Below are 12,540 nucleotides of genomic sequence, written 5' to 3'. Positions count from 1 at the left end.
AAAAAATAGAGTAATAGGGAGGTCTTATTTGAGTTGAAAATGTTTCCCTATTCAATAGATCGGATGAACAATACTCACGTATTTGAGTATAAAAATAGAGGATATCATGGCATTAAGAATTGAATTAAATAGTTATAAACCCGGTATTGCAAAGTTTTTAGCTCAAAAATGGAGTGGTAGTTCTCAAATTGATATACTTGTACAACGAAATCAGGATGGCTATTACTTATCTGGTTTGAATCAATGGGGCCCTGAGAAAAATTGGCATACCATTGAAAATATGTCAGTTGACAATGAACAATTAACAGGACATGTTGGTGAATGGTTGGTTGATTCTTTGGTGACACAAGAAAGTCAGCTCCGATTTCTTATACAAATTCGTGATAAGCAAAATCAAAGTTATGTTGATGGTGGTGTTGTTAGTATTGCAGAAACTGTTTTTGCCTCAACGGCATTAAACGCACAAACAACTTTATCTAATGAAAGACAAGTTATAGAACATCCTGAGCCAGTTAGTGATCCTGTTGTTGAAGATGGAACGCCATTAATTGAAGAATCTACTATTACTCCTCAAAAAGAAACTTTAGTCGAACCTATTGAAACCGACCCTGAACCTAAATCTGAACCTGAAATAACGCCAGTGGAACCAGTTAAATCGAAAAGCCGCCTAGGGCTAATTGTTTCTATTGTTATTGGATGTATGATGCTAATCGGGCTAGGTCTTACTGCGTGGTATTTTTTATTTTTCAAAAATCAATTGCAACCTACTCCAACAGTGGAAGTTAGTGAACAATGTAGTTTAAACAACACTTCAACTGATGATTTAACATTTATTCAACAATGTTTACAGACCAAACCTGAAACGGAAGCAATTATTCAGATAATTACTGAAGCTAAAAAAGCAGAAAAATGTAATATAGCTCAACGTTTATACGCAAACCAAGCACAAACAAATGCTAACATTGCTATGTTATATGCAAAAGAGTATGACGAAAAATTTTATGAAGCGAATAATTGTTTTAAAGCTGATAAAGAAACGGCTATTTATTGGTATGAAACATCTTTGACTAACGATCCAAAGAATACCTTCGTTAAAGATCGTTTAACCCAATTACAAAAATAGTGAGGAGCAAGAATGAATAAACTAGCTATCTCAAAACTGATTTCCACAATAGGTTTAACATGTTTACCATTAATTGGTTTTGCCGCAGAGCCACTTAAGCAGGTAGGTAAAAAAACGCTATATCAGCGTGTACTAAGTACGCCAACATGTGAATTAAAAAATAATATTGCTGATCCTACAGGTAAATCCTTGCCTGCATTTTCACGTTATTATGTTTATGAGCGTAAAAATGAGAATAATCAGCAATGGCTTAATGTAGGACCAGATTCTTATGGTAAAACTATAGGCTGGATTAATGATACATGTGCTATTGCTTGGAATATGCAAATGACATTAGTTTTTACTAATCCAGTTGATCGTGGTCCTTTGCTATTTTTCAAAGATAAAGCTGCATTGACTGCGATTGTTGATGCCGATAAACCAGAAACTTTATTAAAACCTATTCGTGAAGCTCTAAAAGCGAACAAACCAGCTTCAGAGGTGCTTGCTCAAGAACCTAAAGAGTTTGTAGATTTTAAAAGTAATTTCTATTTATTACCTATTTTACAAGGTGAAGAAGTAATGAATGGGCAAGGGTTTTATGAGCGAGTGCTAGAAGTCGCATCAGTAAGCAAACAAGAATCATTGATAAAAAATAATTCAAAGCCAACCACTGCTCAAACTACTGATGATAGTGCAAACCAAGTAGTACCTTTTAAAGCCGCTATTGTGTTTGTTATTGATTCAACTATTTCAATGGATCCTTATATTTCAAGAACTAAAGAAGCGGTAACGCGAGTTTATCAGCATATTGAAAGAGAAAAGCTACAAGAACAAGTTAAATTCGGATTGATATCATTCCGCTCAAGCTTAAAAGCATCGGATAAGCTCGAATTTGTTACCAAAATTTTTGCTGACCCAAATAAAGTTAAAGATAAAGAAGACTTTAAAAAGTTAAGTGCTTCACTTAAACAAGCTTCTGTTTCTACCTCGTATTTTGCGGAAGATTCTTATGCGGGCATTGCTCAAGCATTAAATGATATTAATTGGAGTAGTTTTGGCGCACGTTATATGATTTTAATAACAGATGCTAGTGCGATTCCAGGTGATGATAAGCTTTCTAGTACTGGTATGGATGCAGCGCAATTAAGGCTTGAAGCTCAGCATAAAGGTGTTGCCATTTATGCGCTTCATTTAAAAACACCAAGTGGTGCAAAAGATCACCAAGTAGCGGCAGCACAATATTCAGACTTAACTTATAATGATTTCATTCATAAATCGCTTTATTACCCTGTCAATGCAGGAGATGTGAATGAATTTGGTAAAAAAGTAGATTCATTAGCGCAAGCACTATCTGAACAAGTCAAACTTGCATATAAAGGTGAAGCTTCTGTTGGTAATGCCTTAAATGCAAAAGACGATAACTCGGACATGCTAAAAGATGCGTTGTTATTAAGCAAAGCAATGCAACTTGCTTATTTAGGGGATGTAAAAGGTACTAAAGCACCGTCAGTTTTTAAGGCTTGGATTGCCGATAAAGATTTTGTCAAACCAACTATACCAACAGCAGAGCCACGTATATTATTAACAAAATCACAACTGAGTGATCTGAGTGATGTTGTTAGCAAAATTGCAAATGCAGCTAATGATGGATTGATTTCTGCCGATGATATGTTTTCGCAACTTCGCTCTGTTGCTGCCGCAATGGGGCAAGATCCAAGTAAATTAAAATCAGATTCTGTCACAAAAATTGCAGATTTGGGTTTACTTGGTGAATATTTAGATAATATCCCTTATAAGAGCGATGTAACTGGGCTTGATCAAGATACATGGAAAAGTATGAGTGGGCTTGAACAAGAAAAATTTATTCGTAATTTAAATAGTAAAATTCGCTATTATCAAAAATGTAATGCAGATGTAGATCGTTGGATTTCATTAGCTGAAGGTAGCGATCCGCGTGAGAATGTGTATCCTATACCATTAGAAATGTTGCCATAAAGTTGTGTTGTTAGAAAATATGTTAACCATCAATCAAATTGCAATTTCACGCTCAACAGGCAAATCCTTTTTTAGTGTTTGCCTACCAAAGCTAACTGTAAAAGCTGGTGAGGTGGTCGTTATTCAGGGCGACAGTGGTGCTGGTAAAAGTACTTTACTTGAAATGGTGGGGATGATTCTAAAACCAGACGAAATTGGTTGTTATAATCTGGCTATAGATAGTTGTGATATCGATATTGCAACACTCATCAAACAAGATAAAATCGATCAATTGGCAGATATTCGTGCTAAGTATTTAGGTTTTATGTTACAAACAGGTGGATTACTGCCATTTTTAACGGTTCGTGACAACATTTTATTATCGTTAAAGTTATTACAGGAAAAAGTGGATAATGATCGCTTTGATTATTTAGTGCAAAAACTCAACATTATTCATTTACTAAATAAATATCCTAAACAGTTATCAATTGGTGAAAGGCAACGAGCTTCCTTTATTCGCTCTATTATTCATAAACCTGCGTTATTACTCGCCGATGAGCCGACTTCTGCATTGGATCCCTATAATGCGAATTTACTTTTTGATTTAATTATAGAACAAGCCCAGCAAGATAATATAGCTGCTATGATTGTAACACATGACCTGCAGCGTATAGCTAACAAAGGATTATTTACTTTATCGGCTAAATTAACCTCCTTACAATCTTCGGAATTTTTACCATTACAAGATAAGGCATAAAAGATGACTAAAGCAATATCAAAATGGTTACTTATAACTCGTTTGTCTTTAGCTGACTTATGGTATGACAAAAAAGTTTCATTTTGTATTATTGCCTCAGTAATATCAGTAATTACACCGCTATTATTGCTATTTAGTTTAAAATATGGTGTGGTTTCTCAACTTCGAGAGCAATTGCTTAATGACCCGCAAAATTTAGAAGTAAAAATAGTTGGTAATTTACAACTAAAAGATGAAGTGTTTGAGTGGATAAAGAAACAGCCAGAAGCAGCTTTTGTTATTCCATTAACTCGTTCATTAAATACGCAATCTGATTTACTGAAAGATGCTAGCCATTTTGTTAATAATGCCGAAGTTATTCCTACAGCCAAAGGTGATCCAATAACAAAAAACTTGCCATTACTTAATAATAAAAAACAAATTTTATTAAGTTCATTATCGGCCGAAAAAATGCAGGTAACAGTAGGAAGTCGAGTCAAAATGGTGATTACTAGGCAGCTTGATGGGAAACTAGAAAAAGGCATGACTGAATTAGATGTGGTTGGCATTATTCCTGAAAATCGTTATAGTCGTGCCGCGGTTTTTGTTACTTTAGAATTACTTATTGATATGGAAAATTATTATGATGGTTATCAAAGTGACATTTTTCCAACCTCAACAGGACAATTAAATCCGCCTGAACATACCTCGTTTGCACGAGCCCGTATTTATGCAGACTCACTTGATAATGTATCGCCACTAGCATTTAAATTAAGAGAAAAACACATTGAAACACGTACACAGGCTAACGCAATTGAAAACATGCAAGCAATTAATAGAGTACTTAATTTTATTTTTAGCGTTATTGCAATTACAGCGATTTTGGGGTGTGTTTTATCATTTACAGGATCATTTTTATCAAATATTGAACGTAAACGTAAAGATATTGCCTTTATGCGATTAATCGGTTTTCGCTCTAAAGGTATTATGCTTTATTTAATAAACCAAGCTATGATTTTAAGCTGTTTGGCTTTTGTTGCCTCTTGTGCTCTTTTTGTAATAGGTAATTATGCGTTTAATTTAGTTTTAGGTAAAAATTTGGTTTCACAATCTGTTGTAAGTCAATTACAATTTTATCATCTTATCATTGCCTTTTTACTGACTTTGTTTATTGCTGCAGGCATTGTGCTTATAGGAGGGCGACGTGCTATTAAAATTCAACCAGCAGAAAGCTTACGTGAAGCATAATTGTACTCGATACGTCCGACTGGTTTGTTGGGGATTGGCTATAATTAATCTAGTTCCATCATTAAGTTTTGCTCAACCTTGGGATAGTAAATTTTATAATCCCAAACCAGCAAAAGATGATGTGATTTTACCTATGCCATGTGATGGCAGTTTAGTGATGAAAAAGGTTTTTACCCCGACCAATAAACCGTTAGATGATATTAAAATCATTTTAGGCAGTAACCAAAAAGAACTCGGTTTTGCCGAGTATGCAACACCTAACTATATTGCTGGTAGTTTTTCTGATGCAGGTAAAGAACGGTATTACCTGATAGGTAAATATGAGATTACTGCATTGCAATATCAATCGGTAATGAACGAGACTTGCCCAACTCCTAAAGTAAATTTTTCTTTTCCCATTACTGATATTAGCTGGTTTGATGCTATCGCCTTTACTGATAAATATAATCGCTGGTTAATTGAAAACCAATCAAAAATAAAATCAATTAATTTGCCTAATGGTTATGTTCGTCTACCTAATAATACCGAATGGGAGTATGCCGCACGTGGTGGGTCAAAAGTGACAGAATCAGAGTTTCGTGAATCACGATTCCCTATGAAGGGTAATCTCGAAAGCTATGCCTGGTTTTCTGGTGCAAAATCAGCTAATGGTAAATTACAACTGATTGGTAGGTTAGAAGCTAACCCGCTAGATCTTTATGATATTTTAGGTAATGCAAGTGAAATGATGTTTGATTCGTTTCGAATGAATAAACTGGATCGCTACCATGGTCAACAAGGTGGAGTGATTGTTCGTGGTGGGAGCTATTTAACACCAGAATCATCAACTACCAGTGCTTTTCGTACCGAAAAACCTTTTTATGATGATAAAGGTGCGTATAAAAGTAAAGATGTTGGATTTCGTTTAGTTTATACAACCGAGGTGATGAATTCGAATGACAAAATCAAAGAGTTAGATAAAGAATGGAGTCAATTAGGTAATGAAACAGACAGCACAAAAAATGGCAATGTCGTTAATGAGCTTGAAAAAATCACTAAACAAGTTGAAGATGAAAAAACAAAAAAAGAATTAAATAAACTAAATACGCTTTTAAGAAGTGCTAATCAAGCTCGAGATGAACAACGAGATCGTTCCATTCAATCGGCATTACAACTAGGTGCATTTTTATGTGCTAATGTTTCAGATTTAAACAGCAAATTTGAGTATAATGACAATTTATATAAAACAATGACTAATGAAGTTTGTGATCCAAAAGAGACAGACACATTGGAAGATGACAATATGTGCTCAAAAGCGAAGCTAGATAATTTAAAACAGGTTGTTGATGAGTCTAAAAGTGCACGGGATTTTATATTGAAATACTATTCTGACACAATCGTTAATACTGCTTCAAATTACGAAAAGAACACGATTAATGATCAAGCAAAATCGACTCAATTTATTCTAGAGAATAGTGGAAAAGCTAATATGAGTGATTACTTAAAACTCTACTTCAAACATATTAATCAATATATTGAAACGGGAAAAATTGAGAGAGCGACTTGGTTACAAACATGTAATGAGATAAAAGGAAACAAATGATGAATAAAATTATTGTAATACTTACTTTATGTGTATCACTTATTCTAACAGGATGCCAAGGTTCTGGTGGAGTCAGCTCCAGAAATGTCGATCCAGCATTGGCCAAAAGTAATACAGCTAAATTTTTTAGTAAATCCGCATGGCAATCTTGTGCTATTGGTGCTGGTTTAGGTGGTATTGGCTGTGTGTTGGCCGGTGGGAAAACAGGTGTATGTATTGCCTCTGCTGCTGTAGGTTGTGGTGTTATGATGGGTGCAAACTATTATCTTGACAATAAACGAGCAGAATATGCAGATGCTGAAATGCGTCTTGATGTTTATATCCAAGATATTCAACAAAATACTTACGAAGTACAAGCTGTAACTGAAACAGCTAAAGCTGTATTAGATAAAAATTTAGCGACACTTAAGGTATTAAATAATCAAATTAAAAAAGACACCTTAAATAAAAAACAGGCTCAGAATGATTTAGTTCAAATTGATGCTAATATTGCTTATCTACAAGATAAATTGCAACGTATGAGAAAAGTTGAAAATGATTGGATTTCAATATCATCTCAAGAACGACAATCAGGTATGAATGTATCAAAACTTGATAAACAAATAAGCCAATTGCATAAACAAATTGCAGTACTTGAAAATCAAATTAATCTTGTTACAAAACAACGTTCAGCGGTTAAGGTTAGCTAATTATGAAAAAAAAATATCTTCTATTACTCAGTCCATTTATTTTTTTAGTCGGTTGTTCAACAACGCCCGAACAGTGTGATCCAACTAATACTAACATTGGTATTATGGACAAAATCAGCTGTAATTATTCAGGTAATTACCAAGCTCGAATTGATCAGAAAAAACAAATTCTAGAGAATGAAGCAAGAGCTAATCAGCAGTTCAAAGAGATTTATGCCGTAATTGAGAAACAAAAAAATGATACTTCATTAAGTATTAAACAAAAACAGGCACAGCAGCAAAAATTAAAAACTGATTTAACTAAACTAACAAATGAAGTTAAACAAAAAGCTCAAGGTCGTGACGATCTACAGGCTCAAGTTAGAGATATTGAACAGCAACTAAAAAAAGTTAACAACTCAAATAGTTCTGATCTTGAAAAACAAGTTGAGTTAGAAAAGTTAAACAAAAAACTTCAACAATTGCAAAAGGCACTGAATATATAAATGTATTCTTGTTTAAACAATAGTTAAACAAAATTGTAGTTAAATAAAAGGAAATAAGTTAGCAATGCAGCGAATAACAAGAGTTATGTGTGATCGTAATAATTGTGAAAAGATATCTTTATTAGATCAATATAATTCATTGTTAGCATTGCTAAAACCGTATTTAACTGATCGTACTTTTTCTATCTTAGCAGTAGCAAGGTTGATTGACGATAATCAATATATTGGTTGGTACACTGAGTTAGAAGGGCAACCTGTCTTATTGAACGAAATTAGTGATCAGTCGCTTAAAGCTAAGATAGAAAAAACGTTACAAGATCGTATTAATGATATCGAAACAACTGTTAAGCTAATACCAATAACAGCGGAGCAGAAGACATTTATCTCGTCATGGTTACCTAAAATTAAGAGTTCAGGCAATCATATTTATGTTATTAATGATGAACCGGTTATTGTTAATACCTTTGAAGAGCCCGTTTTACCTGCGTCAGCACCAGTTATTCCACCAAAACCCTTTTGGCGTTGGTGGCATTTTTTACTTTTGGGCCTATTGTTACTTTCTTTGCTCGGTATTCTTTGGTACTTATTTTGTCCATATGGAAAAGCAAAGCCTACGGTTCCTGATACAAAACCGGTAATCACTCAGCCTATTGAAGAAAAGAAACCAGAGTCTGTGGTTGAACCGCTTAAAGAAGATCAACAATCTGTTGTAAAATCTGACCCTGAACCGATACCAGCACCTAAAAATTGTATTACTCGTGAGGAAATTGCTAATAATACAGACACACCAAAAATGGTTATGATATTTGATAATTCAGCATCAATGTTATTTACCTTAATGGAAACTCAAACATCTATTAATCAATATTTACATGCTGATTTTTATTCAATGACGCGACAAGAAGCTGAAGCATATGAAAAACGCATGACACGCTTACCAAATAGGTTATCAACTAGTAAAAAAGTAGCATTGTCTAGCATAGATAAAATACAAGCAGACGTTAATATTGCCTTAGTGACCCTTTCTGCTTGCCCTGCAGCACAAACTACATCATTTTATCGTTACGAAAATAGAAGCAAGTTAAAAAATAAAATTAGTAGGTTAAAACCATTAGAAAATAACAGTGCAACGCCTTTATATAGTGGCATAAAACAAGCTAGTAAAATGCTTGATGGTGTAAATCGTGATGACTACATATTAGTTATTAGTGATGGTGAAGATAATTGTACCAAAGCTAATATTTGTGCTTTAGCGAACAAAATCGCCACTCAACAACCTCGTTTAAAAATAAATATTGTTGATATTGCTGGGCAGCATAAAATTGACTGTGTGGCAAACAAAACTGGTGGTAAGGTTTATATAGCTCAGAGCCCAAAACAGGTAATTAACCAAATGGATAAAGCTGTTTCAAGTATGAATATTAGCAAACCTATATGCGAATAATCGTTCTTAAATAAAGCGATATAATCTAATAGATTGGATGTATTGTTTTTTAAATTTTATCTATAACAACAAATTAGCTTTAGTGTGTTTTTAGAGTAATAATATTAGAATATAAGGAATTAAATCAATAATGCAACGAATAACACGGATAGCCTTTGATCATAATAACTCAACAACGATCTCTTTATTAGAACAATATAATTCCTTAATATTATTATTAAAATCACATTTAACTGATCGTACTTTTTCGGTTTTAGCAATACCAAAATTGATTGATAACAATCAATATGTTGGATGGTATACAAATCTTGAAGGACAACCTATATTACTTGATAGTATTGTTGATGAATCGTATAAAAAACAAATAATCAAAACACTAGAAACGCGAATTAATGACATAGAAACAGCTGTTAAATTAATACCTTTGAGTGATGAGGAGCTACATTTAGTTTCATTTTGGCTTCCAAGAATCAAAAACTCAAGAAACCAAATCTATGTTATCAATAACGAACCAATTATTGTTAATACTTTTGAAGAACCAGTTAAATCGCCAGCACCCCCGGTTATTCCACCAAAACCTTTTTGGCGTTGGTGGTATTTTTTACTTTTAGCGTTATTTCTTCTTGGCTTATTAGGTATTCTTTGGTACCTATTTTGCCCGTATGGAAAAGCAAAGTATGAGCCTGTGACACCTGATTCTAAACCAGTAATCAGTGAGCCAATTGAGGAAAAAAAACAAGCAGATCTAACTCCTGCTCAAGCTACTGTATCGGTTACTGAACCAAAAGATCCTGTGACAACTTCAGAATCTACACCTGTTGCAACATCTGAACCTGAACCGGTACCTGTGCCAGCACCTGAGCCAAAGGTAAAAAATCCTCCTAACTGTATAACCAAAGAAGAGATACAGAGAAATCCAAATCCATCAAAAATGGCAATAGTGTTTGATAATTCGTTATCTATGACTGTAACACTAAATGAACCTCCATCCGAGGTTGAGCAATATTTTCAATATATGGCTTATGGACATGGACGTAATTTACCCGAGCAAGAAAGAATCAAATACGAAAAACGAATGACACGCTTACCAACTCGTCTATCAAGTAGTAAAAGTGTTGCTACTTCAAGTATTGATAAAATACAACAGAACATCGATATCTCACTTGTAACGCTAACTAGTTGTCCGGCGGCTGATGTTTCACCGTTTTATAATTACGCTAACCGAGGAACGTTAAAGCGCAAAATTAGACAATTAACACCGACCGCAGCTGGAGGAGGAGGAACACCTTTATATAGTGGCCTAGAAAAAGCTAGTAAAATGCTTGATGGTGTAAAGCGTGATGACTATATTCTTGTCATTAGCGATGGTGAAGATAATTGTACAAGGCAAAATATTTGTACATTAGCAAACTATATAGCTGCACAAAAGCCGCGATTAAAGATTAATATTGTGGATATTGCTGGTGAACACAAGATCGACTGCATTGCTAATGCTACACGAGGAAAGGTCTACATTGCTCAGAGCCCGAAAGATATGATTAAACAAATGAATAAGGCTGTTTCAAATATGAAAATTAACAGACCAGTATGTCAATAGAAAATTATAATGTTATTGAGTTAGTTGGAGGCGGCAGAGTTTTGGATGTTTTAACCTTTTTAGGGGGGGATAATTAACATTAGTGACAATGTCTGAGTTGGATAATTTTTATATAAAATTCTCCAATAGTTATTGACTCATTCTGATGCTATAAAAAGACTACTATATTAACTTTGATTATTATAAGAGTTTATTTTTTATAAAACCTCTCCGGTATGGTATTGATTTTATTTGTTTTTTATTTTTAAAATCCTAGATTACACCATGAAGTGCAATTCTTCTTAACTCCTTAGAATAAAAGGAGGCGGGGCTTTTAAACTTATGCCGTTTTCTTGGGCGTGTGTTCAATAGATATTGTATTTTCTTTATCTGTTCGTCGTCAACTAATGAAATGGCTGCTGACTTTGGTATAAACTGACGTATTAAGCCATTGGTGTTTTCATTTGTGCCTCTTTGCCAGCTTTTATAAGGCTCCGCAAAGTATACGGTAGTATTTAAATAATGCTCAATCGCATGATGATAATTAAATTCCATCCCATTATCAAAGGTGATGCTTTTAACCATTTTTTTAAACGGCGTTAGCAATTTTATTATCATATCTCTCGTTTCGGAGGCGGTGCGTTGATTAAGGAGTCCAATGAGTACGAGTCCAGTTTTGCGCTCAACTAACGTCAACAATGCTTGCTTGTCTTTACGGCTAATAATGGTATCGCCCTCCTGTAACTATCCCCTAAAATAGTACAGCAAAAAAGTAGAAAATTCTCTATGATAAAAGTAAAAGGGGATTTAATTATGAAAAAAATGACTGAACATCAAATCGTCGCTATTTTAAAAGAAGCTGAAGCAGGTATTCCTGTCAAGGAACTCTGCCGTAAATATGGCATGGGTAATTCAACTTTTTATAAATGGCGGGAAAAATACGGCGGAATGGAAACTTCGGATATCAAACGCTTAAAGGAGCTGGAGGCTGAAAACCGTAAGCTTAAACAGATGTTTGCCGAACTGAGCTTAAAATCCCAGCTTCAGGAAGAAATCATAAAAAAGCTGTAGTGCCCACAAAAGCACGTAAAACGTGGGCACAGCAACTACAACAAAATCATTCGGTTACTATTGCTATGAGTTGTGCCATTGTTGGCTTAAGCCGTTGTGCTTACTATTATCAACCTAAGTTACCGGATGATTCGGTGATTGTTTCGGTGTTGAATGCTATCACTGACCGGCATTTGCGCTGGGGCTTTCCTAAATGCTTTAATCGTATCAGAAAGCTCGGCTATAAATGGAATCATAAACGGGTGTATCGGGTGTATTGTGAGTTGAAACTTAATCTCAGGGTAAAGCGTAAACAGCGCATTCCTCCACGAAGCCCAGAAAGGCTATCAGCACCCAATAAACAAGGTGAATGTTGGTCAATGGATTTTATGAGTGACAGTAGTCGTAATCAACGTCGCTTTAGGACATTCAATGTTATCGATGACTTTAATCGTGAGGCGTTAGGGATTGATATTGCAGTAAGCTTACCAGCAGGAAGGATTTCCCGTTACTTAGATAAACTGGCCGAATATCATGGATATCCATTAAAAATACGGGTCGATAATGGGCCAGAATTTACAGGAAAAACCTTTATAAACTGGGCTAAATCACATGATATAACCATTGATTATATCCAGCCCGGTAGCCCTT

Annotated in this window: 12 protein-coding genes; 11 read left to right on the top strand and 1 reads right to left on the bottom strand. The window is 34.6% G+C overall.

From position 1 onward, the window contains the following. Window positions 1-106: 106 nt before the first annotated feature. The 9 genes from A9G31_RS07235 (at window position 107) to A9G31_RS07195 (ending at window position 10,860) form a co-directional block, all read left to right on the top strand. Window positions 107-1,123, top strand: coding sequence for a hypothetical protein (locus tag A9G31_RS07235; RefSeq protein ID WP_065561062.1), 1,017 nt, complete (start codon window positions 107-109; stop codon window positions 1,121-1,123). Window positions 1,124-1,135: 12 nt separating this feature from the next. Beyond that, entirely contained in the window at window positions 1,136-3,100 is a 1,965-nt protein-coding gene (locus A9G31_RS07230) for a vWA domain-containing protein (protein ID WP_065561061.1), read from the top strand. A 19-nt stretch (window positions 3,101-3,119) separates the two neighbouring features. After that, a complete protein-coding gene (locus A9G31_RS07225; RefSeq protein WP_065561060.1) occupies window positions 3,120-3,836 on the top strand; it encodes an ABC transporter ATP-binding protein in 717 nt (238 codons plus the stop codon). Window positions 3,837-3,839: 3 nt separating this feature from the next. Continuing rightward, complete coding sequence (locus A9G31_RS07220) at window positions 3,840-5,063, top strand: ABC transporter permease (protein WP_065561059.1); 1,224 nt, start codon at window positions 3,840-3,842, stop codon at window positions 5,061-5,063. Between the two features lie 34 nt (window positions 5,064-5,097). Then, entirely contained in the window at window positions 5,098-6,645 is a 1,548-nt protein-coding gene (locus tag A9G31_RS07215; protein ID WP_218056409.1) for an SUMF1/EgtB/PvdO family nonheme iron enzyme, read from the top strand. Next, a complete protein-coding gene (locus A9G31_RS07210) occupies window positions 6,645-7,334 on the top strand; it encodes a hypothetical protein (RefSeq protein WP_065561058.1) in 690 nt (229 codons plus the stop codon). Before A9G31_RS07215 ends, A9G31_RS07210 begins: the two co-directional genes overlap by 1 nt. A 2-nt stretch (window positions 7,335-7,336) precedes the next feature. After that, window positions 7,337-7,819 carry a hypothetical protein gene (locus tag A9G31_RS07205; protein WP_065561057.1) on the top strand — a complete coding sequence of 161 codons (483 nt, stop codon included), beginning with the start codon at window positions 7,337-7,339 and terminating at the stop codon, window positions 7,817-7,819. 64 nt (window positions 7,820-7,883) lie between these two features. Then, complete coding sequence (locus tag A9G31_RS07200) at window positions 7,884-9,263, top strand: VWA domain-containing protein (protein WP_081299377.1); 1,380 nt, start codon at window positions 7,884-7,886, stop codon at window positions 9,261-9,263. Window positions 9,264-9,393: 130 nt separating this feature from the next. Further along, entirely contained in the window at window positions 9,394-10,860 is a 1,467-nt protein-coding gene (locus tag A9G31_RS07195; protein ID WP_065561055.1) for a VWA domain-containing protein, read from the top strand. 252 nt (window positions 10,861-11,112) lie between these two features. On the opposite strand, the gene A9G31_RS07190 is transcribed toward A9G31_RS07195, so the two are convergent. Next, on the bottom strand, window positions 11,113-11,565 hold the full coding sequence (locus A9G31_RS07190; RefSeq protein WP_081299376.1) for an IS30 family transposase: 453 nt from the start codon (window positions 11,563-11,565) through the stop codon (window positions 11,113-11,115). Between the two features lie 87 nt (window positions 11,566-11,652). On the opposite strand from A9G31_RS07190, the gene A9G31_RS07185 reads away from it, so the two are divergent. Both A9G31_RS07185 and A9G31_RS07180 read left to right on the top strand, forming a co-directional pair. Beyond that, on the top strand, window positions 11,653-11,910 hold the full coding sequence (locus A9G31_RS07185; protein ID WP_034909955.1) for a transposase: 258 nt from the start codon (window positions 11,653-11,655) through the stop codon (window positions 11,908-11,910). Then, a partial coding sequence (locus A9G31_RS07180) for a DDE-type integrase/transposase/recombinase (protein WP_065559871.1) occupies window positions 11,910-12,540 on the top strand: 631 nt, incomplete at its 3' end. The genes A9G31_RS07185 and A9G31_RS07180, both read left to right, overlap by 1 nt.

The sequence above is a fragment of the Gilliamella sp. Gris1-4 genome (genome assembly GCF_001690335.1).
In the GTDB taxonomy this organism is placed as follows: domain Bacteria; phylum Pseudomonadota; class Gammaproteobacteria; order Enterobacterales; family Orbaceae; genus Gilliamella; species Gilliamella apicola_P.
The sequence above is the reverse complement of the archived record's forward strand: the minus strand, read 5'-3'. Positions and strand labels throughout refer to the sequence as shown.

What these genes read in the sequence shown, in the direction of transcription:
- A9G31_RS07200 (WP_081299377.1), top strand. Translation starts at nt 7,884, where the DNA reads ATGCAGCGAATAACAAGAGTTATGTGTGATCGTAATAATTGTGAAAAG.
- A9G31_RS07210 (WP_065561058.1), top strand. Translation starts at nt 6,645, where the DNA reads ATGAATAAAATTATTGTAATACTTACTTTATGTGTATCACTTATTCTA.
- A9G31_RS07225 (WP_065561060.1), top strand. Translation starts at nt 3,120, where the DNA reads ATGTTAACCATCAATCAAATTGCAATTTCACGCTCAACAGGCAAATCC.
- A9G31_RS07230 (WP_065561061.1), top strand. Translation starts at nt 1,136, where the DNA reads ATGAATAAACTAGCTATCTCAAAACTGATTTCCACAATAGGTTTAACA.
- A9G31_RS07235 (WP_065561062.1), top strand. Translation starts at nt 107, where the DNA reads ATGGCATTAAGAATTGAATTAAATAGTTATAAACCCGGTATTGCAAAG.
- A9G31_RS07185 (WP_034909955.1), top strand. Translation starts at nt 11,653, where the DNA reads ATGAAAAAAATGACTGAACATCAAATCGTCGCTATTTTAAAAGAAGCT.
- A9G31_RS07195 (WP_065561055.1), top strand. Translation starts at nt 9,394, where the DNA reads ATGCAACGAATAACACGGATAGCCTTTGATCATAATAACTCAACAACG.
- A9G31_RS07220 (WP_065561059.1), top strand. Translation starts at nt 3,840, where the DNA reads ATGACTAAAGCAATATCAAAATGGTTACTTATAACTCGTTTGTCTTTA.
- A9G31_RS07205 (WP_065561057.1), top strand. Translation starts at nt 7,337, where the DNA reads ATGAAAAAAAAATATCTTCTATTACTCAGTCCATTTATTTTTTTAGTC.